General features: G+C 57.8%; 27 protein-coding genes and 3 pseudogenes. 25 read left to right on the top strand and 5 right to left on the bottom strand.

The genetic code is table 11. From position 1 onward, the window contains the following. Positions 1 to 43: 43 nt before the first annotated feature. Positions 44 to 763 carry a Crp/Fnr family transcriptional regulator gene (locus ACMX25_RS31175; protein ID WP_414952219.1) on the top strand — a complete coding sequence of 240 codons (720 nt, stop codon included), beginning with the start codon at positions 44 to 46 and terminating at the stop codon, positions 761 to 763. 924 nt (positions 764 to 1,687) lie between these two features. Here ACMX25_RS31175 and ACMX25_RS31170 read toward each other — a convergent pair. Continuing rightward, complete coding sequence (locus tag ACMX25_RS31170; RefSeq protein WP_414953759.1) at positions 1,688 to 2,056, bottom strand: winged helix-turn-helix transcriptional regulator; 369 nt, start codon at positions 2,054 to 2,056, stop codon at positions 1,688 to 1,690. A 107-nt stretch (positions 2,057 to 2,163) separates the two neighbouring features. Here ACMX25_RS31170 and ACMX25_RS31165 point away from each other — a divergent pair, with 107 nt between their 5' ends. From ACMX25_RS31165 to ACMX25_RS31155, 3 genes are all read left to right on the top strand, one after another. Beyond that, the gene (locus ACMX25_RS31165) at positions 2,164 to 2,898 is read left to right on the top strand and encodes an SDR family NAD(P)-dependent oxidoreductase (RefSeq protein ID WP_414953758.1); all 735 of its coding nucleotides are present in this window, start codon (positions 2,164 to 2,166) and stop codon (positions 2,896 to 2,898) included. Positions 2,899 to 2,968: 70 nt separating this feature from the next. Further along, positions 2,969 to 3,568: an NADPH-dependent F420 reductase gene (locus tag ACMX25_RS31160; protein WP_414953757.1), complete on the top strand. Its 600-nt coding sequence runs from the start codon at positions 2,969 to 2,971 to the stop codon at positions 3,566 to 3,568. Between the two features lie 55 nt (positions 3,569 to 3,623). Continuing rightward, positions 3,624 to 4,037 carry a nuclear transport factor 2 family protein gene (locus ACMX25_RS31155; RefSeq protein WP_414953756.1) on the top strand — a complete coding sequence of 138 codons (414 nt, stop codon included), beginning with the start codon at positions 3,624 to 3,626 and terminating at the stop codon, positions 4,035 to 4,037. 241 nt (positions 4,038 to 4,278) lie between these two features. On the opposite strand, the gene ACMX25_RS31150 is transcribed toward ACMX25_RS31155, so the two are convergent. Then, complete coding sequence (locus ACMX25_RS31150; protein WP_414953755.1) at positions 4,279 to 4,731, bottom strand: winged helix-turn-helix transcriptional regulator; 453 nt, start codon at positions 4,729 to 4,731, stop codon at positions 4,279 to 4,281. 124 nt (positions 4,732 to 4,855) lie between these two features. Between ACMX25_RS31150 and ACMX25_RS31145 the strand changes: the two genes are divergently transcribed. The 4 genes from ACMX25_RS31145 (at position 4,856) to ACMX25_RS31130 (ending at position 8,008) form a co-directional block, all read left to right on the top strand. Then, the gene (locus ACMX25_RS31145) at positions 4,856 to 5,491 is read left to right on the top strand and encodes an NADPH-dependent F420 reductase (protein ID WP_414953754.1); all 636 of its coding nucleotides are present in this window, start codon (positions 4,856 to 4,858) and stop codon (positions 5,489 to 5,491) included. A gap of 52 nt (positions 5,492 to 5,543) precedes the next feature. Then, positions 5,544 to 6,482, top strand: coding sequence for an SDR family oxidoreductase (locus ACMX25_RS31140; RefSeq protein ID WP_414953753.1), 939 nt, complete (start codon positions 5,544 to 5,546; stop codon positions 6,480 to 6,482). Between the two features lie 195 nt (positions 6,483 to 6,677). Continuing rightward, the gene (locus ACMX25_RS31135; protein ID WP_414953752.1) at positions 6,678 to 7,298 is read left to right on the top strand and encodes an NADPH-dependent F420 reductase; all 621 of its coding nucleotides are present in this window, start codon (positions 6,678 to 6,680) and stop codon (positions 7,296 to 7,298) included. Between the two features lie 314 nt (positions 7,299 to 7,612). Next, positions 7,613 to 8,008, top strand: coding sequence for a nuclear transport factor 2 family protein (locus ACMX25_RS31130; RefSeq protein WP_414953751.1), 396 nt, complete (start codon positions 7,613 to 7,615; stop codon positions 8,006 to 8,008). Between the two features lie 145 nt (positions 8,009 to 8,153). On the opposite strand, the pseudogene ACMX25_RS40395 reads toward ACMX25_RS31130, so the two are convergent. After that, positions 8,154 to 8,262 (bottom strand): annotated as a pseudogene (locus ACMX25_RS40395) (IS30 family transposase); the annotation flags it as partial. A 575-nt stretch (positions 8,263 to 8,837) separates the two neighbouring features. On the opposite strand from ACMX25_RS40395, the gene ACMX25_RS31125 reads away from it, so the two are divergent. The 17 genes and pseudogenes from ACMX25_RS31125 (at position 8,838) to ACMX25_RS31045 (ending at position 24,407) form a co-directional block, all read left to right on the top strand. Further along, positions 8,838 to 9,047: a CbtB domain-containing protein gene (locus ACMX25_RS31125; RefSeq protein WP_414953765.1), complete on the top strand. Its 210-nt coding sequence runs from the start codon at positions 8,838 to 8,840 to the stop codon at positions 9,045 to 9,047. A gap of 13 nt (positions 9,048 to 9,060) precedes the next feature. Further along, positions 9,061 to 9,807 carry a CbtA family protein gene (locus ACMX25_RS31120; RefSeq protein WP_414953750.1) on the top strand — a complete coding sequence of 249 codons (747 nt, stop codon included), beginning with the start codon at positions 9,061 to 9,063 and terminating at the stop codon, positions 9,805 to 9,807. A gap of 304 nt (positions 9,808 to 10,111) precedes the next feature. Beyond that, positions 10,112 to 10,741: a nitrile hydratase subunit alpha gene (gene nthA / locus ACMX25_RS31115; RefSeq protein WP_414953749.1), complete on the top strand. Its 630-nt coding sequence runs from the start codon at positions 10,112 to 10,114 to the stop codon at positions 10,739 to 10,741. Then, positions 10,738 to 11,046, top strand: coding sequence for a hypothetical protein (locus ACMX25_RS31110; protein ID WP_414953748.1), 309 nt, complete (start codon positions 10,738 to 10,740; stop codon positions 11,044 to 11,046). Before nthA ends, ACMX25_RS31110 begins: the two co-directional genes overlap by 4 nt. Before the next feature lie 2 nt (positions 11,047 to 11,048). After that, positions 11,049 to 11,402 (top strand): SH3-like domain-containing protein, encoded by a 354-nt coding sequence (locus tag ACMX25_RS31105; protein ID WP_414953747.1) that lies wholly within the window; start codon positions 11,049 to 11,051, stop codon positions 11,400 to 11,402. A gap of 11 nt (positions 11,403 to 11,413) precedes the next feature. Next, a complete protein-coding gene (locus ACMX25_RS31100) occupies positions 11,414 to 11,911 on the top strand; it encodes a nitrile hydratase accessory protein (RefSeq protein ID WP_414953746.1) in 498 nt (165 codons plus the stop codon). A 154-nt stretch (positions 11,912 to 12,065) separates the two neighbouring features. Next, positions 12,066 to 13,073: an ABC transporter permease gene (locus ACMX25_RS31095; RefSeq protein ID WP_414953745.1), complete on the top strand. Its 1,008-nt coding sequence runs from the start codon at positions 12,066 to 12,068 to the stop codon at positions 13,071 to 13,073. Next, positions 13,070 to 14,104: an ABC transporter permease gene (locus ACMX25_RS31090; protein ID WP_414953744.1), complete on the top strand. Its 1,035-nt coding sequence runs from the start codon at positions 13,070 to 13,072 to the stop codon at positions 14,102 to 14,104. Before ACMX25_RS31095 ends, ACMX25_RS31090 begins: the two co-directional genes overlap by 4 nt. A gap of 51 nt (positions 14,105 to 14,155) precedes the next feature. Further along, positions 14,156 to 15,382, top strand: a complete 1,227-nt coding sequence (locus ACMX25_RS31085) for a sugar ABC transporter substrate-binding protein (protein ID WP_414953743.1) — start codon at positions 14,156 to 14,158, stop codon at positions 15,380 to 15,382. A 115-nt stretch (positions 15,383 to 15,497) separates the two neighbouring features. Beyond that, positions 15,498 to 15,926: pseudogene (locus ACMX25_RS31080) on the top strand (ATP-binding cassette domain-containing protein); the annotation flags it as partial. A gap of 204 nt (positions 15,927 to 16,130) precedes the next feature. Then, positions 16,131 to 16,928 carry an ATP-binding cassette domain-containing protein gene (locus ACMX25_RS31075; RefSeq protein ID WP_414953764.1) on the top strand — a complete coding sequence of 266 codons (798 nt, stop codon included), beginning with the start codon at positions 16,131 to 16,133 and terminating at the stop codon, positions 16,926 to 16,928. 77 nt (positions 16,929 to 17,005) lie between these two features. Continuing rightward, positions 17,006 to 18,730, top strand: coding sequence for a nitrilase-related carbon-nitrogen hydrolase (locus ACMX25_RS31070; RefSeq protein ID WP_414953742.1), 1,725 nt, complete (start codon positions 17,006 to 17,008; stop codon positions 18,728 to 18,730). Positions 18,731 to 18,790: 60 nt separating this feature from the next. After that, the gene (locus ACMX25_RS31065; protein ID WP_414953741.1) at positions 18,791 to 20,011 is read left to right on the top strand and encodes a transporter substrate-binding domain-containing protein; all 1,221 of its coding nucleotides are present in this window, start codon (positions 18,791 to 18,793) and stop codon (positions 20,009 to 20,011) included. A gap of 1 nt (position 20,012) precedes the next feature. Further along, a complete protein-coding gene (locus ACMX25_RS31060; protein WP_414953740.1) occupies positions 20,013 to 20,678 on the top strand; it encodes an ANTAR domain-containing response regulator in 666 nt (221 codons plus the stop codon). Between the two features lie 467 nt (positions 20,679 to 21,145). Beyond that, entirely contained in the window at positions 21,146 to 21,913 is a 768-nt protein-coding gene (locus ACMX25_RS31055) for a hypothetical protein (RefSeq protein WP_414953739.1), read from the top strand. Next, a complete protein-coding gene (locus ACMX25_RS31050) occupies positions 21,910 to 22,395 on the top strand; it encodes a type II toxin-antitoxin system VapC family toxin (RefSeq protein WP_414953738.1) in 486 nt (161 codons plus the stop codon). Before ACMX25_RS31055 ends, ACMX25_RS31050 begins: the two co-directional genes overlap by 4 nt. 620 nt (positions 22,396 to 23,015) lie before the next feature. Then, positions 23,016 to 24,407 (top strand): MFS transporter, encoded by a 1,392-nt coding sequence (locus ACMX25_RS31045; RefSeq protein ID WP_414953737.1) that lies wholly within the window; start codon positions 23,016 to 23,018, stop codon positions 24,405 to 24,407. Between the two features lie 518 nt (positions 24,408 to 24,925). Here the strand turns inward: ACMX25_RS31045 and ACMX25_RS31040 are convergent. Both ACMX25_RS31040 and ACMX25_RS31035 read right to left on the bottom strand, forming a co-directional pair. Further along, positions 24,926 to 25,702: a pyrroline-5-carboxylate reductase gene (locus ACMX25_RS31040; RefSeq protein WP_414953736.1), complete on the bottom strand. Its 777-nt coding sequence runs from the start codon at positions 25,700 to 25,702 to the stop codon at positions 24,926 to 24,928. Between the two features lie 102 nt (positions 25,703 to 25,804). Then, positions 25,805 to 25,927: pseudogene (locus ACMX25_RS31035) on the bottom strand (IS6 family transposase); the annotation flags it as partial. Positions 25,928 to 25,932 lie beyond the last annotated feature (5 nt).

The raw sequence follows: 25,932 nt of genomic DNA, 5'->3' as shown, positions 1-25,932 counted from the left end.
GCCGCCAAACCCGGCACTTTCCAGTTTAACTTTTGAGGCCACTATGGTGAGTAGCGAAAAGCCTAGAGAAAATTGTCTTTTGTCGGTGCTGCCAAAGGCTGAGTTGGACCGGCTATTGCCGCATTTAGTGCTAGTTAAAATGCCGCTTGGTAAAGTCGTGTACGAGTCTGGGGATCAACTCGAGCATGTCTATCTTCCGACCACCTCAATCGTATCGTTGCTTTATGTTCTTGAGGATGGTGCATCAGCGGAAATCGCGATTGTTGGCAACGAGGGACTGGTCGGAATTTCGCTATTTATGGGCGGGGAAACGACCCCAAGCAGAGCCGTGGTGCAAAGCGCCGGGGAAGCGTATCGACTGGGAGCGCATGTTCTGAAAGAGGAGTTTCGTCGAGCCGGACCGGTTCAGCGCCTGTTGCTACGATATACACAGGCGTTAATCACGCAGATGGCGCAAACGGCCGTATGCAATCGCCATCATTCCATCGACCAACAATTGTGTCGGTGGCTTTTGCTGAGCATTGACCGACTGCCTTCCAACGAACTCAAAATGACACAAGGACTCATTGCGAACATGCTCGGTGTTCGGCGCTCAGGCGTAACCGAAGCAGCGCTCAAGCTACAAGAGGCGGGGCTTATCCGCTATAGCCACGGGCACATCGAGGTATTGAATCGAACTGGCGTGGAAGAACGCGTTTGCGAGTGCTATGGCGTTGTCAAACGGGAGTTTGACAGGTTGTTGCCCGGCACGACAGCGGCTTAACTGGTCGTAAATGCGGCGCATACGCATTTCGTTCGAAATCGAAGACGGATAGCTTACAGCTCCTACTCAATAGCCAAACGGTCGATATTGTTTTATTTTTTACTGGATGTTCGCCATGGACGCACTTTCCATTGAGCCCGTATGAACGTTCTCGGTGATAAAAGTAGGCTCCCTGCTTGCGACCTCTAAAACCGAAAAAGCGGTTGAGCAAATGCTGCTCCGCGGCGTGTTTTTGTAGGGGACGCCGAACGCAACATCGCCGAGTTATATGCGCTCCTTCGTGGTGTGAGGAGGTTGCCCTCATGGATAGCGAAGACGTGATCTGGTGTACGAGGTAACCACCGAAGCGTGCCCCGCCATCAGAATGGTTGAGCACGCAGGATTGTTTTAGCGACCCGCTTGACCGGACAAGCGCCGCTCAAGGAGCCATCGAATCCCGGCAATCTAATCGCCTAGCAGTACGCCCCGCGCTTCGACTCACGGTCAGCGCATTTTCTTGCTATTGACTAGAAGAACGAAATCCCAGAAGACTGCTCTTAACATAGAGCTCAATTAGGAGTACGACTGACTGGCTACCGGCGTCATACACACCACGGGCGCTCCAAGGAGTTTTTGTGGAAGGCGAACGCATGGAAAAGTCCATTAATACGCGAAGTTATTAATGTCATGCCATTACTCTCAGCTTCGGGTACGGAACCGTACCGACTTTTTCGCAGCGTAGGCGCAACCTGCATCTGTACCTCTTGCCCCCTGTTGCTCGCGGTGCCTAAGTCGACAACCTGGAGTCTACTATGAGATGGTTGTCACAAAGCATGGATGGGGCCGCTCAAACCGCGCAATCTTACAGTCCGATCGGAGCAATTCGACCTGGCGCCCCGCCACGAATACGGAGGAAGTTTGTCTCAGCGGTCCTTTAGCACCCTGCTAGGGCAAGCTGTCACGCTTGGCGAGAACGCTCACCATTTCTGCCATGTTTTCGGTTCCCCAAGTGCACAGCGGGACAATCTTGTCGGCCAGACTGCGGCCGAGCGGGGTCAGCGCGTAGTCCACGCGCGGTGGCACCTCCTTGTAGTCGGTCCGCACCAGTACGTGATCGGCCTCAAGTTCCTTTAATTGTTTGATCAGCACCTTAGCGCTGACACCATGGACGTTGCGCTTGAGCTCGCCGTAGCGCATCGGGCCGTCGAGCAGGAGGTACAGGATCAGCGGCTTCCACTTGCCCGAGATGATGCTGAGCGTGGCGGCAAGCCCGTAGGAGTAGCGGCCACCGCAATCTTTAGAAGAGTCGACCATTTGCTAGTTACCAAAGGATGCATACTTGTTCATAGGTTATCACAGGTGCATGCTTGCCTCAATCAAGCAGTTTCCTGCTTCCATACAACACCAATGAAGGATGCACGATGACCAGACTGAATGGAAAGACCGCTGTGATCACCGGTGGCGCTACTGGCATCGGCCGCGCCGCGGCAAAGCGCTTCATCGAGGAAGGCGCCTTCGTCTTCATCTTCGGCCGCCGGCAGGAAGCGCTCGACGCTGCAGTGGCCGAACTCGGAGCCAATGCCCGCGCAGTGAAGGGCTCGGTCATGGACGAGGCCGACCTCGACCGACTCTACGCGGCGGTGAAGGCCGAGCGGGGAACCCTCGACATCGTCTTTGCCAATGCCGGGGCGGGAAGCCCGCTTGCGCTCGGCAAGATCACCGCCGAGCACATCGACGAAACCTTCGACACCAATGTGAAGGGTACGATCTTCACGATCCAGAAGGCGCTGCCGCTGATGGGCAAAAGTGGTTCGATCATCCTGACCGGATCGAGCGCCGGCACCACTGGCGCCCCGGGAATGAGCGCCTACAGCGCAAGCAAGGCGGCAGTGCGGAATCTCGCGCGGACTTGGGCGGAGGACCTGAAGGGCACCGGCATCCGGGTGAACGTGCTGTCGCCCGGGGCGACGGCGACCGAACTCGCGAAGGCAGCGCTCGGTGAAGAGGGCCAGAAAGCTTATGCCGCGATGACTCCGCTCCAGCGCATGGCCGATCCATCGGAGATCGCGGCGGCCGCTGCCTTTCTCGCCTCGTCGGACAGCAGCTTCATGACCGCCAGCGAAGTCGCCGTCGACGGTGGCCTGGCGCAACTCTGATGCAGCGCCCTACGGCGCTCCATTCGATTATTCGGAGCGCTGTAGGGCTCCGCAAACTCAAGGAAAATATATGAGCTACGCAATTATCGGCTTCGGCAAAATCGGCCAGGCTCTGGCCAAGGCATTCGCCCGCAAAGGCATCGAAGTATCCGTTGCAACTACTCGCGACCCCGAAAGCTTTGCATCCGCTGCGGCCGCGATCGGACCCACGATCATTCCCAAAAAATTGGCGGAAGCGGTCAAGGCGGACATCGTATTTTTGGCTGTCCTTTACAAGTCGCACCCGGATGTCGCGAAGGCGCTGCCCACTTGGACCGGCAAGACCATCATCGATGTGACCAATGCCTACGGCGTGCCCCCTGAGGAACTGGGAGGACAGCCTTCTTCCAAGGTCGTCGAACGGGCCTTCGCTGGCGCAAGACTTGTCAAGGGCTTCAACCATTTGGGCGCAGCTGTCCTTGACCAAGATCCGGCCGTGCATGGTGGCAGGAGAGTCGTGTTCCTGGCGAGCGACGATGACGGCGCCGCAGAGGAGATTGGTGCGCTTGCGAAACATCTCGGCTTCTCGCCAATCGAACTGGGCGGCCTTTCAGAAGGTGGGCTGCTCGTGCAGGCGCGCGGAAATAGCTGGGGTCGACTGATCTTTAAGGACTTGGTCAAGTTCGACTGATAAATTGTGATCGCAGACATCACACGATCCGATTCAAAGAAAATGGAGAGATTCGATGAGCATCGAAGAGAATGTCCAAACTGTGAAGGATTTTTTTGCTGCAATGGGCAGTGGCGATAAGCAAGGGCTGCTGGCGTTGTCTGCCGAAGATATTGAATGGATCGTTCCGGGTGAGGACTGGCCACTGGCCGGCACGCATCGCGGACACTCGGGATTGGAGGATTTCCTTCAGAAGGCTTCCGAATTGGAAATTTCTTCCCCCGCACCCCCGGAATACGTAACGCAAGGAGACCGGGTCATGGTTGTCGGCTTCGCCAAGGGGAAAGTCAAAGCCACAAATAAGACGTTTGAGGACAATTGGGTCTTCGCCATCACCGTTCGAAATGGCAAATTAACGAATATCAGAGAGTATGTCGACACGCAAGCACTGGCGCGGGCCTCCGAGACCGACGCGAGTTCCAGGCCCTAAACCATGCAGTACGAGCTCTATGCAGCGGGAGGGCTTCCAAGTGCCCCCGAGCGGATAACAACGCGGGTGCTTGGGTGCGCTGCGAAGCGAGGCGTTAGTTTGCCTCTTTGGCGAGTGCCTGGCGCTGTGCGATAGCGAAGCCGCTGACACAGATCACTGATGCAAGTCTCACGGTCTTTATGGCCGCGAAGTCGTTCCAATCGCCACCGCCGGCTCCATCTTGAACGGCGAAACGTCTGGCTCATTGCTTGCTTTCAGGAAACATGCATCCGCCATTGCGGACCAGCGCCTTCACCTCTTCGCTCACCAGCATGGGGTTTCGACTTAATCGAGCAACGAGCTCCTTGCTGCGCCGCACGTACGACTTCAAATCATAATTCGCACTCCAAAGGACTATGTTAAGCACGATGGGAATGAGGTCCAAGCCCTTTTCGGTCAGCGTGTAGAAGTCACGGCGCCTGTCGTCGGGGCTGGGCGCCTTCGAAAGAATTCCCTGCTCCTCAAGAAAGGCGAGGCGGGAAGCAAGGACATTGGTTGCGATTCCCTCTTCGGATTTCAGGAACTCGCCATACGTCTTCTTGCCAACAAAAACGATGTCGCGAATGATCAGGAGCGACCACCGGTCGCCGAAGATCTCCACGCCGTAGTTCACTGCGCAATGGGACCGCACGTCTTCTTTAGATGTCGTCTTCATGGCTATATATTAGCATCACTTGTATATCGCAAGTAAATTCCGTTTTAACTTGTTTTTTACAAGTAATGTGTCTAGCATGAATGTTGAGAGTACGAGCAGCACCCAACAAACCAAAAGGCTGCACATGAGCACAATCAGCATCATCGGCACAGGCGGCATGGCCTCAGCGATCGGCGGTCTTGCCGCCAAGGCCGGACACATCGTCGAGGTAATGAGTCGCGACGCCGCTAAGGCGCGGGCGCTGGCCGAGCGGCTCGGATCTGGCGCAACGACAGGAACGTTCGCCGCAGCTCCGGCTGGGGACATGGTCATCCTGGCAGTTCCGTACTCCGCCGTTCTTGACGTGGTGAAGCAGTACGGCGAAAAGCTGGCAGGCAAGGTTCTTGTCGACATCACCAATCCCGTCGGCTCCGACCACACGAGCTTCGTAACGCCGGGCGACAGTTTCGGCGCGCTGGAGATCGCCAAGGCAGCCCCTGCCGATGCGCAAGTCGTCAAGGCGTTCAACACTCAGTTCTCGCACGTGCTGGCTGCCGGTCCCGCCAAGGACCATCCGTTGGACGTGTTCATCGCGGGGGACGACGCACAGGCAAAGGCACGCGTCTCGGCGTTCGTCGAGAGCCTCAGACTGCGCCCAATGGATACCGGGCCGCTGCCCATGGCGAGGACGTTGGAGCACGCCTGCCTGCTGTCGCTGGGCCTCCTCACCCACTCGGTCAAACACACCAGCTTCTCAATCGGCGTCAGCCTTCTTGGGTGAGCACACGAGTACCACGACATCTCCCATCACATCGCTTGCAAGGAGCAATAACATGCACGTTTTAGTCACTGGCGGGACCGGCCATATCGGTTCGTACATCATCCCCGATCTCATTGCTGCTGGCCACGAGGTAACCGGCTTAGCCAGGTCGGACAAGTCCGCGGCGGCGGTGTCCGCACTCGGCGCGAAGGTGCGTCGCGGGGATATTTCCGACCTCGATGTGCTCAAGGCGGCGGCGTCAGAGTCTGACGGCGTCATCCACGTCGCGCACAGGCAAGACCTGCTGCCCTCCGGCGGGCTTGACGCCGTGACCGCTGCGGAGCTCCAGATCATGCTTGCGTACGGCGAGGCACTGGCCGGTACCGGAAAGCCGCTGGTCGTGTCGGCGAGCATTGGCTCGCCCGGGTGGGATAACCTGGGCCGGCCAGCCACTGAGGAGGACCCGGCCCTTCCCGGCGGCGATGCGTACAAGGGTACCTTGCGCGTTCGCAACATCGTGGAGCTTACCGCAGTCGGCCTCGCGCAGCGGGGCGTGCGGTCTTCGGTCGTGCGGATTCCTCCCATCGCGCACAGCACGACCGATGCCGGCTTCCTTCCGCTGCTGATCGGGCTCGCGAAGGAGAAGGGCGCCATCGGCTACCCCGGAGACGGCGCGAACCTGTGGCCGGCCGTGCACAGCCGCGACCTCGCCTCCTTGTTCCGCCTAGCGCTGGAGAAGGGTCCGGCTGGCAAAACTTGGCACGGAATTGAGGGCGAGGGCATCCGGTTCCGCGAGATCGCCGAGGCCATTGGCAAGCGTCTAGGCGTTCCGGCCGTGAGCATTCCCATGGACGTACTGATGCTGCCGGGATACTTTGGATTCCTCGCGAATTTGGTCACGCTCGACCTCCCGGCGTCGAACCTCATCACCCGCCAGACCCTCGGCTGGAAGCCTGCTCAGCCCGGCCTGCTCAAGGACCTCGACAACGGCCATTACTTCCCTGCCCGCTGAGTTGAGGCGCGAGCCCGGCCGAACGGGCTCGGCCGACAGCAATGTCGCGATGCCGTGCTGCATTCGGGCAAAGGCTTGGTCGACTCGGGGACGGTATGAGGGATGCCGCACGAAGCTCGGCACACACGAAATATCAATCAGGGGTTGCCCCGTTTAGAGATTACGGGCAATACCCAACTCACGAGGTAACTACACATGAGCACTATCAGCATCATCGGCACAGGCGGCATGGCTACGGCGATTGGCGGACGTGTCGCAAAGGCTGGACACACTGTCGAGGTGGTCAGCCGCGACGCCGCCAAGGCGCGGGCGCTGGCCGACAAGCTCGCAGCTGGAGCGACCACAGGGACCTACGGCGCCGCGCCGGCGGGCGAGATCGTCATCCTCGCCGTGCCGTACGGGAGTGCTGCGGCGGTGGTAACCGAGTTCGGGGCCACGCTGGACGGCAAGGTGATCATCGACATCACCAACCCCATTTCCTCCGACCTCACGGGCCTCGTCACACCCCACGGCAGTTCTGGTGCGCAGGAGATCGCCAAGGCCGCCCCCGCCAGCGCGCATGTCGTGAAGGCGTTCAACACTCTTTTCGGCCCTGTTCTCGCTCGGAGTGGACGCCTCGACGCGTTCATCGCCGCTGACGATCCAGACGCCAAGGCGCGCGTCTCAGCCTTCCTCGAGAGTCTCGGGCTGCGTCCGTTCGATGTCGGCGGCCTGCCCATGGCCTCGACGCTCGAGTGGCTCGGCCTGATGCTTATCGGCCTAGCCAAAAACGGCGCCGGCACCTTCGACGTCGCCTTGAACGTCGATCTCGGATGAATTACCGACGCCACGTTGCACCAGCAGGTTCACAACGCCACTGGGAACAACGCGTTTCTCACGTCGTCGTCATCAACCCACTCCAGTGGAGTTGTGTGTCGGCGGCGGCTTTTTGGCCATATGAAATGGCGCCGAAGAGCGTAGGACCTATAGGCTGAGGCTCGGCCTGAAAATCCTGCGGCAAGTCAAGGGAGCAGAAGCCGTCCGACTTCAGGAACGCAATCGTTCCCTTCCTTGCTGCAGTCGCGGACTTGTTTCGATCGTATGGGACCAGGTCGGACGCAATCCGATGTAACAGAAATGGAGAGATTTCGATGAGCACGCATGAAAATGTCCAGATTGTGAAGGATTTTTTTGCAGCAATGGGCCGCGGCGATAAGCAAGGTCTGCTGGCGATTTCTGCCGAAGACATTGAGTGGATCATTCCGGGCGAGTGGGCGCTGGCCGGAACGCACCGCGGACACGCGGGATTGGCGGATTTTCTTCAAAAGGCTTCTGAGATGGTGGAAACTTCATTCCCAAATCCTCCCGAATTCGTAGCGCAGGGCGATCGGGTTCTAGTCGTCGGCTTTGCCACGGGCAGAGTCAAAGCCACGAATAAGACCTTCGAGGACGATTGGGTGTTCGCCATTACCGTTCGAAATGGCAAAGTGACGAACATCCGGGAGTACATCGACACGCTTGCACTGGCGCAGGCCTCCGAACTTTAAGGCTGGCGGTTTCAAGGCTTAAGTGCAACAGTGAAATTAATGTTTAGAGTTTTGAGGCTAAGCCTCGAAACACGTGTTGCGGCGAGGACCTCGAGTAGCAAATGAAACGCGTGCATGGCGCGACGCCTGCTGTTCAGGCTGTCTGCATGGCATCGAGTTTGTCCTGAATGTAGGCCGAAAGGTCCGCGCCATTAAGGCAGATACTGGCGCAGCGGCCCATTTGTATTTTCGCAAATGCCGCTTTGCCATGGGCTCTGGTGGGTCGAAATGCACATTCACAATGGGTGGAAACGGGAGCTTGGTTGGTGGCTTCATTTCTCAAATTGGGGACAGCAGAACCGCTCCCGCTCCAGCTTCCGTTCCGCTCTTGACCAATGTGTTAGCGACGTCGCATATCAGCTATGTGACCGGTTACCCTTCCGTGTGGCGTGTCCGCAGATTCTTGAAGCGAGCGGCGCGTGGCTCGACGGTGCGCCGATTCGCGAATTACCAGTACAGAACGTCAGGTACTGGGCGAAGGAAATCGAGAGGAATTTTATTTTGAAACGCTACCCTCACAGCAAATTCTGTTATATCGTCAAGTCGTGGTTGGCAGTAACAAGGCCGACCTCGTGTCACTAGCAACTCCTGCACGTGTAGTCCATCGGCAACGAAGCCGACGCTGTAGTGCTGACGAGTTGCATCGACACTAAAAATTTATCCTACGCACTTTCGTGCAGTGGCAACAAGGCCCCGACACTCTTCATTGAGCCGGGGCTTTTGTGTTTCATGGCCCGGTTCGGGTTCGCGGCTGAATAACGGAACGTAGATATTCTCGGAGCTATCAATGATGAATCAAGCTGTGACCAACCCTGTTTCGTTGCCCGCGCCCATACCCGTTCGCGAGCTCCTGCCGTGGGCGGTGTTCGTCGGACTATTGCTCTTGCTGGCAATCTATTTCGTCGGGGCGGAGCAAGGCGCGACGGCGATCTTCAACGGCATGTATGTACACGAGTTCGTCCACGACGGACGGCACTTGCTCGGATTTCCTTGCCACTGACGAGAGGTGTCCCATGGTCGGAAAATGGTTGTTGCGCGGAATGCTTTCGGGCGTCGTGGCGGGCTTGGTGACGTTCGCATTCGCCCGGGTCGCCGGCGAACCCCAGGTCGATCAGGCGATCTCGTTCGAGCAGAAAATCGACGCTGCAAGAGGCGAGCCGGCCGAACCCGAACTGGTCAGCCGTCCCACGCAAGCGGGGTTAGGGCTCCTGACCGGCGTCGTGGTATACGGCGCCGCTGTGGGCGGCCTGTTTTCAATGGTCATGGCCTACGCATACGGACGGGTCGGACGTATGGACGCGCGGGGCCTGTCGGCATTGCTGGCGCTCATTGCGTTCGTGGTCGTCGTGGTCGTTCCGGGTCTCAAGTATCCGGCGAATCCACCGTCGGTGGGGAATCCCGAGACAATCGGCATGCGCACCAGCCTTTACTTCACCATGCTCGCTGTGTCCATTGTGGCGGCGGTCTTTGCGTCGAGGATCAGGCTGGCAACGATTTCAAGACTGGGAAACTGGAACGCGACGATCACCGGATGCGTGGCGTACGTGGTCGTAGTTTCGATTGTTGAGCTTTCCTTACCAGTCGTTAATGAAGTCCCGTCTGCGTTTCCTGCCGTGGTGCTGTGGAAGTTCCGGATCGCGGCCCTTGGCTTGCAGGTCGTGATGTGGACCACCATCGGCTTGTTGTTCGGCGCGCTTGCCGCGCGCACCGCCAAGGAGCAAGGGCGCGTTCGGGGACTGAGTTCTCCCGTGCACTTGTAACAAAATTTATTGGTCGTTGTAACGGGCAATATTTTTGCAGTACCTTGAGTCTATAAATTGCGCTTGGTTCAAGCAGTTTTGTGCAGTTTTTTCCGGCAACGGCGCCGGTCGGCATGGAAAACTTCAACGGCTTCTTTACAAAAAGACGTCGTAATCTGCTCCCCTTTGTAGTACGGATCGAGCGTGGTACAGCATGGCAACGATGCCCGGCACTCGCAAGAGTAGTTGGGCTTTTTTTGGTCCCCGCGTTGTGTGCTCGGATTGCGCTGCCTAGTCAATCAATGTCTCGAAACAGGAGAATCACATGCAAAACGATGATGAAAAGACTGTTCCGCCATCACCCCCCACCTTGCGTATCAAGGCAATCCAGTCGCTGCTGATCGAGAAGGGAATACTCGACCCCGCTGCGGTCGACGAGATCATCGATGTGTTCGAACACCGGCTCGGACCCAAGAATGGTGCTGCGGTCATTGCTAAAGCCTGGACGGATCCCGAATTCAAGGCGTATCTGCTCGAAGATGCGACGGCCGCGATCCATGGCTTGGGTTACACCGGCATGGAAGGCGCCCATCTTCATGTTGCGGAGAACACGCCGGAGGTTCACAACCTGGTCGTGTGCACGCTCTGTTCGTGCTATCCGTGGCCTGTGCTCGGCTTACCGCCCACGTATTTCAAGGCGCCGCAATATCGATCTCGCGCTGTGATCGACCCGGTTTCCGTGCTCGGTGAATTCGGCGTAGAGATTGCCGACAACGTCGAGATTCGAGTGTGGGACAGCAACGCAGAGATTCGATATATCGTCATGCCGGAGCGGCCCAAGGGCTCGGAAGGCATGAGCGAAGCGGAGCTCGCTTCGTTGGTGACCCGAGATTCCATGATCGGCACCGCTTTGCTGGCCCCTGTCACGCACACTTTTTCCGGAGCAGGCAAATGAACGGAATTCACGATGTCGGCGGCATGCATGGACTGGGTTCGATCAAACTCGATCCCAATGAACCGGTGTTCAAGTCTGACTGGGAACGCCAGGTCTTCTCCACGATAGGACTCTACTTCGCTGGGGGACTTTGCCCCATCGACGAATTTCGACACGCGGTCGAGATCATGGACCCGGCAGAGTACCTGAGCACCTCGTACTACGTGCATTGGTACCATGCGATGGAAACACTCGCGATCAACAATGGCCTGCTCACCGAGGCTGAAATCGACGCGAAGGTCGAGCAACTCAGGCAAGGAGCGTGATCATGCATCTCGTCAAGAAAGATGAAGTGCTCACACGAGTCAAATCGAATCCGGACTATGTGCGTCCGACTGACCGGCCCGAGCGCTTCAGGGCGGGCGACAAGATCATGGTAGCTAACCTCAGCCCGAGCGGTCATACCCGGTTGCCACGTTACGCGCGCGGGCGCATCGGCACGATCCAGAAGTGCTATGGATCATTCGTTTATCCGGACACGGTCGCGCATGGAAAAGGCGAGTTGCCACAGCATCTCTATAGCGTCAGGTTCGATGCAACCGAACTCTGGGGCGTCGGCGCTTCCCCGCGACACAGCGTGTACCTGGACCTGTGGGACGATTATATTGCGGGCGCTCTCTAAAGGAATCAATCATGAATGCGAGCATGAACAAGGAGCAACGGGCAGGGTTGCTTCAGGAGCCGGAACTAGGCTTCGGCGAACCCTGGGAAGCGGAGGCGTTTGCCACCGCGCTGCAGCTTTCGCGAGGGGGCGTGTTCAGCTGGACCGAGTGGGTGGACGCGTTTTCGTCGACGATTGCATCGCAGCCGCTGCGCGATGGCGAGTCAGTCGGCGACGCTTACTACCGGCAATGGATGACCACGCTCGAATCGATGCTCGGGACGCGGCTGTGCGTATCGGAGCACATTGTCAGCGAGCGTCAGGCGCTTTGGCACAGTGCCTATCTCAACACGAGGCATGGCGATCCGGTGGCACTGCCGAATGCATCGAGAGCCGCGGAATCCTCAGGCCACGAGCACGATCATGGCGGACATCACCACCACCATCACCACGCTGCGTCCGACGGATCTTCCGCCCGACGGATAGTGCCGAAGCCCGCAGCAGTGATAACGGCACGGGCAATCAAATAGCAATATCGGTTCTGGCGGGATTTGAAGGCCCAATGACGGGCTAGTTATTCGAATCGCGCTGTCTGGCACTGGACTCAACAGCTCATATGGCAACGACGCCTCGCGCTCCTTCAGGGAGCCGCGGGGCTTTTTTTAACCTAACGCTACCCCACCCATGAACACTTCGATCAATACGCTTGAACCACCGACGCCGGCTAAACCCCGGGCATCGCGGACGAAAGACGTGTTGACGGGAGGCGCGACGCTCGCGGCACTCGTCTACATCGTGATGTTCGCGCTTTACGGGGTCTGCGATCACAGCGCGTTCAGCCCGTATTCCATCACGAGCCTGACGAACAATGCCGCGCCGCTGATTCTGGCAGCAGCCGGGCAAACCGTCGTGGTGCTCACGCGAGGTTTTGACCTTTCACTGGTTGGGACGATTTCGGTGGCGAATGTGATCGTGGCGGCTTATCCGATCGCTGGAGCGCTGGGCGGTGTCGTAAGCTTCGCTCTCTGCCTGGTGGTGGGTGCGCTCATCGGGCTGTTGAACGGCTATCTGGTGGCTTATCGAGGCATTCAGACCATCGCTGCGACGCTTGGAACGATGATCATCTTCCAGGGCATCGCATTGCTGATCCTTCCGGTGCCGGGCGGCAGCGTCGCGGATTTCGTTAGCACGACGCTCACGGGATCGCTCGCCGGGTTTCCAGTTACCGGCATGTTCGTGGCAGTGTTCGCGATCGCGTGGCTGATATTGCGGCGCACTGACGTGGGAATCGCTTTCTATGCTGTAGGCGCTGACGAAACGGCCGCGGGGCTTTCGGCCATATCTGTCAGGAAAACACGTTGCCTTGCATTTGTGATCGCGGGCGTGTTCTATGGCGCCGCGGGCTTCATGCTGAGCGCGCAGACATCTACCGGCGATCCAAACTCGGGGCTCCCTTTTCTGCTGCTGTCTTTCGCGGCAGTCGCGCTTGGCGGCACGAGTCTCGGTGGCGGGCAAGGCGGCCTGATTGGATCGATGGTCGGCGCGGCCGTCCTTTTGCTGATGCAAAAGATGCTGTTCGCAGTCGGAGTCTCGTCGTTCTATACGGGGCTATTTCAGGGCTTGCTACTCATCGCCGCCATTCTCTGTGAACGCGCCCTGCATCGCATTCGGCGTAACGGAGCCATCGCATGAACACCAAATCGAATACTTCACCGCTGGTGGAATTGCGGCGCGATACGCGGCGTGCTAGCAAGCTTGACCCCGACCTTGTCACTGCCGCATTGCTCCTGGTGTTGACCATGGCCATGCTCGCGGGCTCGAGGTTCATCAGTTCGAGTCTCGGGTCGTGGTCACAGGTGCAGACCGTCCTCACTCTCGGAACGTTTTTGCTGCTGGTATCGTTTGGACAGGGCGTCGTGGTCCTTTCCGGCGGGCTGGATCTCTCCGTAGCCGCGATGTTCATGTTCGGCGGCGTGATGACCACGGCGCTGGTTGAAACCGGCGACGCGGGTGCGTGGTATCTGATACCTGGTGTCGTGCTTGCCGCTGGCGTAGTGGGTTGCATCAGCGGAGTCGGCGTGGCGCGCCTGAAGATCCCGCCGTTCATCATGACGATGGGCATGGGGATTATCGTCGGCTCCCTCGCACTGGGTTACACGAGCGGCAGCACGCTGGGGGCATCGCCCCAGTTCCTCGAAGATCTGATGAAGGGGTCCGCGGCGGGTGTCCCTTACGTCGTGATTCTGTTCGTGTCGATCTGCGTGGTTGGCTTGCTGGCCCAGACCCGGACTGTGTTCGGGCGCAATCTGTACGCTGTGGGCGGAAGCCCTGGCGCGGCGCGTGTGTCGGGCGTACCCGTGACGCGTACGCTGGTCCTGGCCTACGCCGTGAGCGCCATGTGCGCGGCGACTGGCGGGATCCTGCTCACGGGATATTCCGGAGGCGCGACGCTCAGCATGGGCGAACCCTATTTGCTTCCTTCCATTGCAGCGGTGGTCGTTGGTGGCTCTTCCATCCTGGGAGGTCGAGGAACGTTTGCGGGCACCATGGTCGGCACACTGTTCCTGACCACGCTCGATTCCCTCATCTCGGCAACAGGACTCGAACAGGGTTGGCGCCTGATTGTCTCGGGTCTCGTAATTGTTATCGCTCTGCTGCTGCAGACGTCGTCCGGCGGACCGCTTGCCGAATTGCGTAAAAAAGCACTCGACCTGTTCCGATAAATCCCCGATCTAATTTTAAAACCACGCAATCTACATCGATTAGGATAACGTATGACAGTAAAATCATGGCTCAATGTGTTAGGCGCCGCGATGGCAGCGGTCACCTTGGCCGGAGCGGTATCGACGGCTTCCGCCCAAACTCCTCCCGCCGGGAAGAAGTACAAGATCTTCCTGAGCCTCAGCTACTCCGGAAACAACTGGATGAGCGAGACGTCGAACGAGATCAAGGCACTCGCGGCCACTCCGCCTTACGACAAGATGGTCGATTTGAAAGTGGTCATTTCGGGTACTGATCCACAAGCGCAGATCGCGGCATACGAAAGCATGATCGATGCGAAGGCCGACGGGATCATCAGTTTTCCGATTTCCCCGACGGCGTTGAACCGGACCGTGAAGCGAGGCTGTGAGAAGGGCGTGAAGTTCTTCATGTACGACTCGACTGTCACCGAACCATGCGCCTACAACGTCAGTTACATCTCCGCCGGCTTTGGGGAAAATACGGCGCAAGCGCTCGTCAACGAACTGGGTGGCAAAGGCACGATCTTCATGAATCGCGGCGTGCCTGGTACGTCAGTTGACAAGCGGCATGCAGACGGCGCCAAGCATATATTTGCGCAGTATCCGGGCATCAAGGTCGTTTCGGAGTACTACGGCATGTGGGACGACCGTGTAAGTCAAAAGGAGACTGCAAAGGCGCTGGCCGCTCATCCGGACGTAGATGGCGTGTGGTCCGAATTGGGAGAAGCGGGCGTCCTCAAGGCTTTTGCTGACGGAAAAGGGAAAATTCCGCCGATCACCGGGGAAAACATGAATGGCTTTCGCCTGGGCTTTTTGAATCAGGACGATGTCAAACGCGGCTTCAAAGGGGTGTCGTCCGGCTCGCCGCCTGCCACCGCCGGCTATGCGTTCAAGCTCATGATGGAAATCCTCACGGGAAAACGCAACCTCAAACCGACGAACGTCGAGTATCCACTTCCGTGGGCCGCGGCTGACCAGATGAAACTGTGCAATGGAAAGGTTATAGCCGACGGCTGCAATACGTTCGCGGCCGGCCTGGTTCCGGACGGCTTTTCGGCGGAGATATACAACAAGAACTACTTGCCCGAAATCACGCTCGATTCAGCGCTCAAGGGCCTGCCCACACCGGGCATGACGATCCAGCCGCTGCCGGCTGCCGTGCCCATCGCGGCGAACGAACCGGGAATCAATTGCGGCGACTGTAAGGCCGCGCCCGACCAGTACAAGCTGACCGTGGTCAAGGCAACCGTCAAACCGTGAAGTCGCTGTCGCAAGACCCAACCGAGGGACGGACATGAACACGTCAGAACAAATCACGGTCGAGATGCGCTCGGTCTCGAAGTCTTACGGCGCGACCGTCGCGCTCGAAGACGTTTCGCTGCGCATTCGTCCCGGAGAAATCCAGGCGCTGCTCGGCGAGAACGGCGCGGGAAAGTCGACGCTGGTGAAGGTACTGTCCGGCGTCGTAAAGCCGGACGCCGGCAGCATGTCGCTCGATGGCCAGCCCTTCGTGCCCACTCGATTGCTCGACGCGCGCAACGCAGGGGTATCGACGGCATTTCAGGAACTGAGTCTCGCGCCTAACTTGTCGGTGGCGCAAAACTTCTTCCTGCCGCGGTCCTTGAAAGGGCGCGGTGGATTGAGTTCGATTCAAAGCATGGCGTCGGCAACCACGCAGATCCTCGCGGATCACAACGTGCACGATATCGATGTAACGGCCAGCGTCGAGAGTTTGTCCCTTGCTTCGCGCCAGCGCCTCGAGATCGTCCGGGCGATGCATCGGCAACCGCGGCTCCTCATTCTCGATGAGCCGACGGGCGCACTCGCCAATGTCGACTGGCTCTTCGGTCTGGTGCGTCGAGCGACATCGCAAGGAACAGCGGTGCTGTACATCTCGCATCGGCTAGCAGAAATTCGCGAACTCGCGGCCACTGCTACCGTACTGCGCAGTGGCCGCAGCATATCGACGGTTGCACTCGCCGATGTAAAGGACGCCGAGATCTTTGAAATGATGGTCGGAAGACTCGCCAATGATCGTCTCGGTCCCCGCCAGCGCGCGGATGACGCGGTACGTGTCGACGCGCTGGTGCTGAACGACCTCGCAGGCAAGGGCTTCAATTCGGTATCGATGAAGCTGGCAGCCGGGGAAGTCGTCGGCGTGGCAGCGCTCGAAGGGCAGGGGCAACGCGAACTCTTCCGCACGCTGGCCGGACTGATAGCGCCATCGAGTGGACAAATCGTGCTGCAGGGCCGTTCAGTGCGCTTCAACAATCCCGCCCAAGCGCTCGCGACGCAACGCGGCATTGCGTTCGTCGCCGAGGACCGAAAGAGCGAAGGGATATTCCCGAATCTCTCCACTGCGGCGAACATCACCCTGCCGGTGCTGCGGCGACTCAGCCGATGGGGCACGATCTCGGCAAGGCGAGAAGCGGCGTCGATCCGCACCGTCGCACCGCAAGTCGAATTGGAGCCGCGCTATTTGCGTTTCAGGATAGGCAATCTGTCCGGCGGCAACCAGCAAAAAGCCCTGATCGCGCGGGCGCTGCTGACCGGCGCTAGGACCTTGCTGCTTTTCGATCCCACCCGCGGCGTGGACGTTGGCACCAAGGAGATCATCTACCAGGCGATAGAAGATTTCGCGTCGAACGGCGGATCGGTCCTCGTCTACTCGACTGAGCTTGCCGAACTGATGCGGCTCGCGCACCGCTGCGTCGTCATGTATGGAGGCGCGGTCGCCGCGGACGTGTTGCGCGAGGACATGGACGAGCACCACCTCGTCGCGCTGATGACCGGAAACGCCGCGTAAAGCGATTCGATTTCCCATTATTTGAATGCCTGCGCGCAGATCGTACGGGGCGAGGCACGCTTGAGAGAACGCAATCCATGATAGAAGATTTGAGAGTTGCAGCGGTTCAGTTCGAACCGTCCATGTTCGCCAAAGATGCCAACCTGGACGCGTTGGCGGCGCTTGTGGAGGACGCCGCGCAAGGCGGCGCGCGCCTGATCACGGTGCCGGAAATGGCGACCACGGGGTACTGCTGGGTCGATCGCGAAGAAGTCGCGCCTTTTGTCGAAATAATTCCCGGACCCACGACGGACCGGTTCGCCGCGATAGCTAAGCAACACGACTGCCATGTGGTGATCGGCATGCCCGAGAGAGACGCCGGCACAGACCTGTTCTACAACAGCGCCGTGCTGATCGGGCCGGATGGCGTGGTGGGTGTCCATCGAAAGACTCATCCTTATATATCGGAGCCGCGATGGGCTGCGTCGGGCGATCACGGCCACCAGGTATTCGCCACGCCTCTTGGCCAAATCGCGTTGTTGATCTGCATGGACATTCACTTCGTGGAGACTGCACGGCTCGTCGCGCTGGACGGGGCGGAGATCATCTGCCATATCAGCAACTGGCTGGCCGAACGCACCCCGGCGCCTTACTGGATCAGCCGCGCGGCCGAGAATGGCTGTTTTCTGATCGAGAGCAACCGATGGGGACTCGAGCGCGGCGTGCAATTCAGCGGAGGGAGTTGCGTTATCGACCAGAACGGCAAGGTACTGGCATCGAGGGACGATGGCGACGGAATCGTGTTCGCCGAACTTGCTTCGTCTCCCATGACAGCGGACAGTCCGCGCGCGGCCTTCGCGCGACGCAGGCCCGATAAATATCTTCAGTTGATGACGAACCCGTTCACCTGGAATCCGCTCGAATTCTTCAAGTTGTACGGTATTTCGCCGCTATCTGCGGGACACAGCTCGAAAGTGATGGTGGCGCAGCTTCGGCGCGACGCAAGGACCTCAGTGAACCTCGACCGGATCGAGGCGGTGGTCACGAAGGCGATGGAGCATGACAGGCCTTCGCTTATTGTGTTCCCGGAATTATCGATGTCAGGATTCGAAGGCGGCGTACCTGTGACTGAGCCGGTGCCCGGCGCGGCCACGGATCGCCTGGTCAGGCTGGCGATGCGGTATGGCGTCTATCTGGTGGCGGGCATGGCTGAATCCGCCGGTGAAGCGCGCTTCAATTGCGCGGTTTTGGCGGGCCCAGAGGGCCTGATCGGGACGTACCGCAAAATTCATCTGCACGACGATGACCTGCCATGGGCGTCGATGGGAGACGCTTGGCGCACGTTCGACACCGCTGTTGGACGCATAGGAATATTGATCGGTTACGATGCATTATTTCCGGAGTCAGCGCGAGTGCTTGCACTGTCCGGTTGCGATGTCATCGCTTGTCCAAGCGCACTTGCAGGCAGGTTCACCGGAACACATCCAGGCTCGGCTATCCGCCAGAGCCATCCGATTCCTGTATCTGCTGATCCTTTTCACTGGCATCATTTTCGCGTGCGCGCGGGCGAGAACAACGTCTATCTCGCCTATGCAAACCGCTTCGATCCCGAAAGCGGGCGAATGGGGGAGTCGGGTGTGTTCGGCCCCGACACCTTCGCATTTCCGCGCCGCGAAGCGCTCGTTCATGACGACGAAGCCACCGCGACGCTTCTTGTCGATACCGGTAACCTCGACACAACTTATCCAACCAACGTAGTGCGCAACAAGGACTTGCTAAAGATGCGCCTGCCCCACCACTACGTGCCGTTGATCAAGCAATGATCCGGCGAGTCGTCCGGGTCGTATCGACCGGACACCGGCCATGAAGCGGAGGAGACCGAAATGTTGCAGGCATCGACCGAAGTGAGGTCGCCAGATTCCAGAGCGGCGGGGCGCGCAATCATCCCAGTCGGAATTTTGTACTCGCTGACGGGCACATACGGGGCGATCGGGCGCGAAATGCTCAACGGCGTGTTGATGGCCATTGAGCAAGCCAACGCGCACGAAGAAAGCGAGTTTTTCCTGGATCCAGTGATTCGCGACCCGGGCGGATCGCTCGACCAGTATTACGCGTTTTGCAGCGAGTTGCTGCATGGCGTGGGCGTGAGGCATGTGATCGGCTGCTACACGTCGGCATCGAGGAAACGTGTGTTGCCGTTGATCGAAGGTGCGAACGCGCTGCTTTGGCACTCGCCGCGTTACGAAGGTTTCGAAAGCAGCGACAACGTCATCTATCTGGGCGCGGCTCCCAATCAACACGTTATACCGTTAATCCGGCATGTCGTGAATCACTACGAATCGAAGATGTATAACGTCGGCTCGAACTACGTCTGGTCGTGGGAAATCAACCGGATTGCAAGAGAAGCCATGCACGACGTAGGCGGGCGGGTTGCGGGCGAGCGGCTCGTGCCGATAGGCGAGCGGGCCATCGAATCGATCATCGAGGACATTGTGGAGAAGCGTCCCGCGATCGTGCTCAACACGCTTGTGGGTGAGTCTGCTTACTGTTTTTATGACGCTTGGCAACGCGCGGAGCGGGCGCATCCGTTCCTTAGATCCGATAACGTCGCAAGACTGAGCCTGACCCTCTGCGAGCCCGAAGTCAAGCTGGTCGGCGCGAAAGCGGTCGAAGGTTATCTGGTCTCGTCAGTCTACTTTCAGTCAATTGACAGCCCCGAAAACATTCGGTTTCTACACGACTATCACGAACGCTTCGGGACCGAGAGCTCACCTTCTGTGGACACCGAGGCGGCTTATCTGATCGGCGCTTTTCTCAGCCGGTCGATCAACGCATGCGGGACTGACGAGACTATGGCCGTTCGCAACGCGGTTTATGCACAGACGGTCGCGGCACCCCAAGGCGAAGTTCGCATCGACGCGGACAACAATCACAGTTTCCTCACGCCACGCATCGCGCGCTGTGGCGCTGATGGACAGTTCGATATCTTTTGGCAATCTACGGAGCCGGTCAAGCCTGACCCGTACTTGGCCTGGGTGGATTTATCTGACCTGGCACCCCCCGCCCGCATCGCATCCACGCTGTATGACGGCGGGGAGATGTAATGTGAAGAAAACGACCCTGTCGCTGCGAGGCAAGCGAATCTGCGCACTTTATTGCGAGAGCAAAGATCAGGTCAACCTGGAGCAGCAACTTCGGCGCCAGGGGGCGGAGGTCGACTTCTTCAATTTCTTCCCAGAACCGCTCACTCTGATCGCTTTCGATTTCATCGTTTTCGATGGCGATCATGCGTCGCTGCAAAACCACGGCAAGGAGTTGCCCTGGCCGGACGTACCCCGGATCGCGATACTCGGGACCGAGACGCCGTCTCGGCTCCAGTGGATCATCGAGCAAGACGTTGCGGGCTATATGCGCAAGCCGATCCGTTATGACGGCGTGCTTTCCGCATGCGTGCTTGCCGAAAATTCCCACGTAGCCCGCCGATATCTTCAAACCCGCGTGGGTCAGTTGGAGGAGCGAGTGAAAGCACGACGCTTCGTCATCTCGGCGCAGTTGCAGCTGATGAAGGAACGGCAAATCAATGAGCAGGATGCTTACGCCGCACTGCGTACGCTGGCCATGAAGCGGCACATCAGTCTCGAGGAAATAAGTATAGATCTGCTTTCGCACGTTGATAAAAATGGATGCAATTCTGGAGCATCCCACGACCATGACAACATTTCGTTATCCACCCAGGCTGGTTCGGGTACGACAGCGAAACCGGGAACGTAAATGCGGGAGCTTAGCAAACGGACTTTGTCGGTCAGTGTTGGTGAATCTCATAATTAGAATCGCGGCCCAATGCCACGACCGGCGGCGTCCAGAGCGGGTTTTCAGGCTGCGAATAGCGAATTTGGATTACACAACGCAATACCCATATAAATGCTTTGCATTGGTAGAGAATAGATTTGACATAACTTTATTTATCAACGTCGAATATTATTTCTAATAACGCTATACTTTTGGTAATTGAATGCCGAAAAAGCAAGGAACTCGGCACGTAATTTGGCTTGATGCTACTTTCATGGAATTTTGCACAGATCGAAGCACTATGATAGTTACGGCTATCTACCCCTTCATTCGCGGATATTCGGCCAGTCGACCACAATTGGAGTGTAGATCACCCCATCAGCGAGCCCTACAGCGTGACCAGAGCGAAGACATAGACGGACACCTGAAAAACGCGGGACAATACATTCATGGACCAGCGACCTCTTACTCTCTCGCTTGAAGACGACTCACCTGGCTACGACATCAGCCCGGCGAGGGTTCCGCTCGCGACCTTGGCGAGCTTTGCCAGCGACGTGAGGGACTTTTTGAAGGGAAGTGGTCGTGACGCGGATGCCGACGCAGCCGAGGTGGCGGTTGTCCACGGCTCGCTCGCGGTTCAGGCTCGGGATTTCTCATCGCCTAGCCTGGTCCACGATCTGAGATTATTAGAATCAGGTACCGACATCAGCGGAATCGATCCAAAGCGTCGCACCATCATCCAGAAATGGCAGGCTGCAGCCGATAGAAAAGCATCGATGCGCTTTAAGATCTCAACTCCGAGCGGGGCGGTCGTTGCCATTACGCATCAAACTCGGTTTAAGGCCGAGCAGGCGAGGACGATTGTCAACGTCGAGCGTTACATTCGCGGGGAGGTCGTGGACTTGGGCGGATCAACTCAGGCGAATGCCCATATCAAGCTACCCGACGGCAAAACACTCGTTGTTCAGACGGACCGAGCCCTGATCCGCGCCGAGACCGAGAATCATCTCTACAAAGAGGTTCACGTGCGCATCCGGGCCTCGATGGACCTGGCAACTGGAGAGCTGATCGATGCTCAGTTGGTTGAATTCGTGCATTACGAGCCGAAGTTCGACCAGCAACAGTTTGCGCGGTTGACCGCGAATGGGGAGCAGGCGTGGTCGGATGTCGACGATCCCGCCACATGGGTGCGGCACATTCGGGGGGAGACCGATTGAACTCGGTTTTGGTCGACACCAGTTTTCTGATCTGCCTGAGCGGCACCAGCCGTGCGCATCATGAGTTGGCCAAGGAATATTTCCAACGGTTTATCGGCGCCGGCGTCATGATGCATCTGTCCACGATCGTGATCAGTGAGTTTGAAGTGCGCCAACGCATCACAGATCTGGGATTGAACAACTTTATGATCTTGCCCTTCAACATCGATCATGCTGTGGTCACCGCGCGGATCTTCGATGCGATGTTTGCAGCACGCCAGGAGGGCGACGCTCGCGTGGCGATCAAGGATGACGCCAAGCTAATCGGCCAGTGCGTTGCAGCCGGGATATCCCATTTCATCACTGACGATGCTTCGTGCGCCGGACGGCTAAACTCGCTTCGTTCGAAGGGATCGACCGCAGGCCTTCCGCATCCGATAGACCTCCATGACGGTTTTTGGGAAGGCTGGTTTAATGAGGATAATCAGGGGCGTCTGCTTTAACGTTTTGGCTTATCTTATCTGCCTGACGTCTACAGCATTGACCAACATTGATAAGCGACGCTGCCAACAAGCAGTAGCGGGCAGGTGAGATGCTGCCGGCTCCCCCTGTAGGACTGGTGAACGAAAAGTCAGCGCAACGCTGACAACTGCAATTGGCATCCCACACACACCCGACTTTTGGAGGACGTAAGCCGTGGCAGGAGCGCTGCTCCGATGCCGCAATTACCGCCACGAAAAAACGCCCGTCTCAATGGAGGTAGAGCGTCATCAGCGATCAAGCGACCTCCGCCACGTGCCTATACAGAAACTCCGGTATCCGGCATACCTCCGCAGCGCCGGAGGTGAAAGCGGATGAGCCGGGGGTAAATGCCCGAGGGCGGAATTTTGAAGACATGGAGCAGGGGATATCGCGATCTAGGGCTTAGAAAGCAGGTCTTTTGCTTCATAGAAAAAACGAAAGGCAGTTACAAGTGCGCGGGTACAAAAGCGTCATTCCCTCGGTTACCATTGTCTCAAGTTGACAAGCCAATCCCTCTGTCTGCATTAGGGTAGTCGCTTCGCTGACTCACGGGAGCCAATAGCAAGTCGTCCGAAATGCTCTGAGCGTAATCAAGGTTTTCATGTCAGAACGAGAAGATGAAAAGGCGCGCTCCAGCGCGGATATTCGTGCGCGACAAGAAGGGGCGCACCGAAGTGAGACGGGCGACGCATACGAAACGTCGCTTGTAGGACGTACCGGTCCGTTAAACGAAGCAGCGCTTCTCGGACGCAAGACCCCTCCGTGGCCAGATTCAGCGGCAGCTAACAAAGGTCGAGACACGGCAAGCCCGGCAGAGGCGGTGCGGGCACTTGCTGGCCTTCTCCTTGGCTATGCGCTGCTTATTGCAGGAAACGGCTTGTTCCAAACGCTGATTCCCCTCCGCTTGATTCAGTCGGACTACTCGACACTCGTTGTCGGTCTGATTCAGTCGTGCTATTACGCGGGCTACATACTTGGTGCAGTGATCAATCGGCGACTGATTGATCGCATCGGTCAGCACCGAACGTTCGTGGCCTTTTCGGCAGCGGCGGCAATTCTCGCGCTCGCATTCGGCGCCGCACACTCGCCATGGACACTGGCACTCATTCGCTTGCTCACGGGCGTGGCGTTCATGGGGCTTTACACCTCGATCGAGAGTTGGTTGAACGGTACCGTCGACAATAACAAGCGCGGACAAGTATTCGGCCTTTATGCGGCGCTCGGTTACCTCGCGATAGGAAGCGGGCAGTTCTTGCTGAACATCGGCGTAGATTCAGCTACGCAGCAGTTTTCAATCGCCGCTGCTTTATTTGCTGCGGCAGTTATGCCGGTCACGCTCATGGAAGGCTGGCCGGTAAAGGTAAAAGACGCAAACCTCGATCGTGTTCCCGCGCGAGCGTGGCGCGAGAGTCTGCGCGACATGACAAGGGCAACGCCGCTTGCTGTGCCTGGGTGTATTTTGGCGGGCTTCATTTACAGCAGCTTTTATTCGATGATGCCGGTCTATCTCGAGCGATCGGGTTTCTCAACTCACGAACTTGCAACCTTCATGGGCGTGGCTCTCATCGGGGCGTTAGTGCCTCAGTTCCCAATGGGACGTCTGTCTGACCGAATAGACCGTCGGCGTCTTGTTTTCTGGACAGCGTCGGTCTCGGCTGCGTTAAGCATCGTGCTGATATGTCTAGATGTTCGGGTGGTTGTTTGGTGCGCGACGCTGACCTACGTTGCGGCGACTTTCACACAATATGGGCTCATCGTTTCCCATGTGCAGGATCGTACGGAATCACAAAATCGCGTCGCCGTGTCTGTAATGCTTTTGGTCTTGTTCTCGCTTGGAGGTATGACCGGTCCGACGCTGGCGTCGGCGACAATGATGCTTGTGGGTCCACGCGGACTTTTCATCTTCGACGCAGTTTCATGCATGCTTTTGGCTTTGAGCGCTAGGCATGCGCTCTTTCTCGCTGGACGGACCGCGGTTCCCCACGAAAGTTGATATGAGCCTGGCGCGAGCGCGAGCGCGATCAACATGCACCTAAGATCTAGAGCCCGGGCGAACGCTGTGTGAAGAATTGAGCGTGAATCGCCCTTCAGTTCGCGAGGTACTGCGTCACCTCAAGACGGGAGGGCTCGGCGAGATCGCGGCCGGTCATGGTCCGATTGTCGCTCGGCTCGTCGGACGCGGGTAGGGGCGATTTATGAGTTGTCCGGTCTACTTGTGGCCAACACGGTGTGCGCCTTAGCTGAAAGGGCTACGCCGAAAACGATCTGGAAGTTTCGGTGCAGTCGGCGAAAACTCGGGAAGGATGCGCCCTATTCGTTTGAGAGTTTGTCGTTTCGCCCACGAGCCGCGATTGGCCAGCCAACTCGCTTTCAAACCGACCGATGCCAATTGCGAGATTGCGTTTATCCTTCGCCCAGTCGCCGTTGTCGTCGGCGGTGATGGGTTAGATTTGATGTGCTGGTAAAAGGCAACACATACGATCATGACGAAGAGCAGATTTGCGCAATCCATCAAATCAACGAGCTTTCGACACGCGTTAGCACGGAGTCGAGCGCACTTGTCAACGCGCGCGCCCCGCCTTGCTCCCGAAATACCCTATACATCTGTTCATTGAGACCGCCTGGCGTAGTATGTCCAAATCTCAGCGATTCGAATGATGTGGATTGCGATGTCATCATCGTCTGGGACAAACCGAACGCGAGATCTTTGAGGTACGCCATGGCCTCCTCTCGCAGGAGGCCTCTTTCTACTAGCCAGTGTTGACATATTTCGAGCATCCCGAAATATGTTTCCATCAGCGCGCTTGCTACTGCCAAGCAATCGTAATGGGCGCTGTCATTGCACTCGATCACCGGACCGAGAGGGGCGAAAAGATTTGCGATTTGGTTGTTAGGCGGATAGATAGGGGTGACGCCTCGAAGATCGGCGACGAGTGGGAGCGGAATGGCTCGAGTGATCGTCACCGGGGTCTCGATCCAACGGTGGAGTGTTTCGTGCGTCAGCGTGCCCACAATGTTCACGATGTGATGATTGGCTCGAAACCTCAGTGCGGTGACAACTTCCTTGCTGATTTGTGGCCGGACCGCAAGGAAAACAGTATCGCAGCTGTCTACCACGTCCTGATTGTCTCGGCCGACGCGAACCAACGAAGAGGAACGGGCGAGACGTGAGGAAACCTCAGCGTTTCGGGGAGAAACAGTGATCTCCGAGATGTCGGAGCGTGTCTTCAAAAGTCCGGTAATAACAGCTTCCGAGATTGCGCCGGTGCCGACAAATCCTATCTTCATTATGGTGTCTCTCTAAACTGCCCTGGTTCCAAAAGGCTCCCAATTAGCAGTTGCCACAGGAGCGCCCAACAAGTTTTCGACTCATGGTAACGACCACGCCAGTTCAAACAGCAACTCCTCGATATTACGCAAGCTCGATTGGAAGTGGTAATAGCTCCTTACAGCGCAACTGATGACATCGGCCGGAAAACGGTGGCCGTAGGCGAGCGACTTAGCATTCTTTACCTTGC

Origin of the sequence: Caballeronia eucalypticola (genome assembly GCF_047608185.1) — a bacterium.
In the GTDB taxonomy this organism is placed as follows: Bacteria; Pseudomonadota; Gammaproteobacteria; order Burkholderiales; family Burkholderiaceae; genus Caballeronia.
The sequence above is the reverse complement of the archived record's forward strand: the minus strand, read 5'-3'. Positions and strand labels throughout refer to the sequence as shown.

What these genes read in the sequence shown, in the direction of transcription:
- ACMX25_RS31175 (WP_414952219.1), top strand. Translation starts at nt 44, where the DNA reads ATGGTGAGTAGCGAAAAGCCTAGAGAAAATTGTCTTTTGTCGGTGCTG.
- ACMX25_RS31170 (WP_414953759.1), bottom strand. Translation starts at nt 2,056, where the DNA reads ATGGTCGACTCTTCTAAAGATTGCGGTGGCCGCTACTCCTACGGGCTT.
- ACMX25_RS31165 (WP_414953758.1), top strand. Translation starts at nt 2,164, where the DNA reads ATGACCAGACTGAATGGAAAGACCGCTGTGATCACCGGTGGCGCTACT.
- ACMX25_RS31160 (WP_414953757.1), top strand. Translation starts at nt 2,969, where the DNA reads ATGAGCTACGCAATTATCGGCTTCGGCAAAATCGGCCAGGCTCTGGCC.
- ACMX25_RS31155 (WP_414953756.1), top strand. Translation starts at nt 3,624, where the DNA reads ATGAGCATCGAAGAGAATGTCCAAACTGTGAAGGATTTTTTTGCTGCA.
- ACMX25_RS31150 (WP_414953755.1), bottom strand. Translation starts at nt 4,731, where the DNA reads ATGAAGACGACATCTAAAGAAGACGTGCGGTCCCATTGCGCAGTGAAC.
- ACMX25_RS31145 (WP_414953754.1), top strand. Translation starts at nt 4,856, where the DNA reads ATGAGCACAATCAGCATCATCGGCACAGGCGGCATGGCCTCAGCGATC.
- ACMX25_RS31140 (WP_414953753.1), top strand. Translation starts at nt 5,544, where the DNA reads ATGCACGTTTTAGTCACTGGCGGGACCGGCCATATCGGTTCGTACATC.
- ACMX25_RS31135 (WP_414953752.1), top strand. Translation starts at nt 6,678, where the DNA reads ATGAGCACTATCAGCATCATCGGCACAGGCGGCATGGCTACGGCGATT.
- ACMX25_RS31130 (WP_414953751.1), top strand. Translation starts at nt 7,613, where the DNA reads ATGAGCACGCATGAAAATGTCCAGATTGTGAAGGATTTTTTTGCAGCA.
- ACMX25_RS31125 (WP_414953765.1), top strand. Translation starts at nt 8,838, where the DNA reads ATGAATCAAGCTGTGACCAACCCTGTTTCGTTGCCCGCGCCCATACCC.
- ACMX25_RS31120 (WP_414953750.1), top strand. Translation starts at nt 9,061, where the DNA reads ATGGTCGGAAAATGGTTGTTGCGCGGAATGCTTTCGGGCGTCGTGGCG.
- nthA (WP_414953749.1), top strand. Translation starts at nt 10,112, where the DNA reads ATGCAAAACGATGATGAAAAGACTGTTCCGCCATCACCCCCCACCTTG.
- ACMX25_RS31110 (WP_414953748.1), top strand. Translation starts at nt 10,738, where the DNA reads ATGAACGGAATTCACGATGTCGGCGGCATGCATGGACTGGGTTCGATC.
- ACMX25_RS31105 (WP_414953747.1), top strand. Translation starts at nt 11,049, where the DNA reads ATGCATCTCGTCAAGAAAGATGAAGTGCTCACACGAGTCAAATCGAAT.
- ACMX25_RS31100 (WP_414953746.1), top strand. Translation starts at nt 11,414, where the DNA reads ATGAATGCGAGCATGAACAAGGAGCAACGGGCAGGGTTGCTTCAGGAG.
- ACMX25_RS31095 (WP_414953745.1), top strand. Translation starts at nt 12,066, where the DNA reads ATGAACACTTCGATCAATACGCTTGAACCACCGACGCCGGCTAAACCC.
- ACMX25_RS31090 (WP_414953744.1), top strand. Translation starts at nt 13,070, where the DNA reads ATGAACACCAAATCGAATACTTCACCGCTGGTGGAATTGCGGCGCGAT.
- ACMX25_RS31085 (WP_414953743.1), top strand. Translation starts at nt 14,156, where the DNA reads ATGACAGTAAAATCATGGCTCAATGTGTTAGGCGCCGCGATGGCAGCG.
- ACMX25_RS31075 (WP_414953764.1), top strand. Translation starts at nt 16,131, where the DNA reads ATGATGGTCGGAAGACTCGCCAATGATCGTCTCGGTCCCCGCCAGCGC.
- ACMX25_RS31070 (WP_414953742.1), top strand. Translation starts at nt 17,006, where the DNA reads ATGATAGAAGATTTGAGAGTTGCAGCGGTTCAGTTCGAACCGTCCATG.
- ACMX25_RS31065 (WP_414953741.1), top strand. Translation starts at nt 18,791, where the DNA reads ATGTTGCAGGCATCGACCGAAGTGAGGTCGCCAGATTCCAGAGCGGCG.
- ACMX25_RS31055 (WP_414953739.1), top strand. Translation starts at nt 21,146, where the DNA reads ATGGACCAGCGACCTCTTACTCTCTCGCTTGAAGACGACTCACCTGGC.
- ACMX25_RS31045 (WP_414953737.1), top strand. Translation starts at nt 23,016, where the DNA reads ATGTCAGAACGAGAAGATGAAAAGGCGCGCTCCAGCGCGGATATTCGT.
- ACMX25_RS31040 (WP_414953736.1), bottom strand. Translation starts at nt 25,702, where the DNA reads ATGAAGATAGGATTTGTCGGCACCGGCGCAATCTCGGAAGCTGTTATT.